General features: G+C 58.5%; 4 protein-coding genes. All 4 read right to left on the bottom strand.

Going from position 1 to position 1,377, the window contains the following annotated elements; all coding sequences use genetic code 11:
• Positions 1 to 48: 48 nt before the first annotated feature.
• The 4 genes from EOA24_RS37955 to EOA24_RS37945 all read right to left on the bottom strand — a co-directional run bounded on the left by EOA24_RS37955 (position 49) and on the right by EOA24_RS37945 (position 1,363).
• On the bottom strand, positions 49 to 285 hold the full coding sequence (locus EOA24_RS37955; RefSeq protein WP_127410824.1) for a type II toxin-antitoxin system prevent-host-death family antitoxin: 237 nt from the start codon (positions 283 to 285) through the stop codon (positions 49 to 51).
• Between the two features lie 177 nt (positions 286 to 462).
• Entirely contained in the window at positions 463 to 657 is a 195-nt protein-coding gene (locus EOA24_RS43645; protein WP_245501963.1) for an RES domain-containing protein, read from the bottom strand.
• The gene (locus tag EOA24_RS43640; RefSeq protein WP_245501962.1) at positions 654 to 878 is read right to left on the bottom strand and encodes an RES family NAD+ phosphorylase; all 225 of its coding nucleotides are present in this window, start codon (positions 876 to 878) and stop codon (positions 654 to 656) included. The genes EOA24_RS43645 and EOA24_RS43640 overlap by 4 nt, the downstream gene beginning before the upstream one ends.
• A gap of 41 nt (positions 879 to 919) precedes the next feature.
• Positions 920 to 1,363 (bottom strand): antitoxin Xre/MbcA/ParS toxin-binding domain-containing protein, encoded by a 444-nt coding sequence (locus EOA24_RS37945; RefSeq protein ID WP_127410823.1) that lies wholly within the window; start codon positions 1,361 to 1,363, stop codon positions 920 to 922.
• Between the last annotated feature and the right edge of the window lie 14 nt (positions 1,364 to 1,377).

The following is a 1,377-nucleotide window of genomic DNA, read 5'->3' as shown; positions in this document are numbered from 1 at the left end:
GGCTGCAATGAGACTATTCGAGTCCAAAAGATAGAGCGACGCCACGATCTAGTGGTCCAGCGAGGCCACATCCTCCGCAGGCTTGTCCTCTGGTGCAACCAGATCGAACTCGTCGGCATCCGCCCAAAAATCACGAAAGGCGTCGGCGGCAACACGGCGATGGTCAGGCACCATGCGTGCGATGACCTTGCCATGTCGGGTGACAGCAATTTCCTCGCCCGCCTCGACTTCGGCAAGGAGCCCGGAGAAATTCGCTTTTGCCTCAACAACGGAGATACTCTTCATCGGCGCTGGTCCAATTTATGGCCACATGGCCAGAATATAGAGGCTAGGATAGTTTTCGTCAAATGCTTGACCGGCCTTGTAACTTGAGATTGCTTGATGCTGTATTACTACTTTAAGTTGCATGCTCTATCTTATGGAACAACCTAACGCATTGAAATAAAAACGTCATTTCCCATCTCATTCCCTTAACAGCCGGATGTCCAGCTCGAATCGCTCGACGCGCGCGATCTGAACCGCTGCGGCCGCAGAGTGGCGTGGATTGATAAGGACATTGCGGTCAGGGCTATCCGCAATCGGTACGATTGCCGATGGAACAAAGAGCAGCGCGGTATCATTTGCGGTGAGCCATTCGTCGCCAAGGTGCTGCGTCATTGGCGCCGATCAGCAGGAAGGTCATCGATGGTTCGATGCGAGGCAGGGATCTCATCCGCGACATCGTATGCCACCATGGCGAGCGCCGGCAGCAACGCCGGGTCTTCAACGTGGACAAGCTTCTCCAGGATGCAGAGCGAGGGCGACGTGGTGGCGTAGGTGACTGGATGCCCGACCGTATTCCAGCGGCCATCGAACAGCAGGCCGTAGCCGCCGTCCATCGCATTCGCATACTGGAGGCTCGAAAGCCGCCACAACCGCATCAGGCGGCGGCGCCCCAGGCGATCTTCCCGAGGATGGTTTCCACGACGCGGGCGCCGGCCTCGGTCTGGGCGACGCTCAAAGGCGTCTCGCCACCCAATTCGCCGAGCTCCTTACGCAGCCACCGATTGGCCTTTGCTGCATCCTCAAAGGTCTCTTCCGCCAGTGCCTGGATGCGAACCAGTCTCACGGCGCGGTCGGACTCTTCCACAGTCAGCGGCTGGTTCTTCTCGGCCCGATGGCGCCGGGTGCGCTGCGGGATGACGAAGCGCTCGATCTCCTGCTCGCTGAGGGCGGCAAGCGACAATCCCTTCAAGGTGGCCAAGGGCAATCTGCGACGGACGATCATGGCGAGATCTGCCTGAGAACGAACATCTGTTCCCAGCACGCTCGGTCCCCCGAGCTTGCGTGAAACCTCTTCAATGACAGCAATGGCAGTGGCCATAGTAGAACTCCGGC

The organism is Mesorhizobium sp. M2A.F.Ca.ET.039.01.1.1, from assembly GCF_003998035.1.
GTDB lineage: Bacteria > Pseudomonadota > Alphaproteobacteria > Rhizobiales > Rhizobiaceae > Mesorhizobium.
This window is presented reverse-complemented; position numbering and strand designations above follow the sequence as displayed.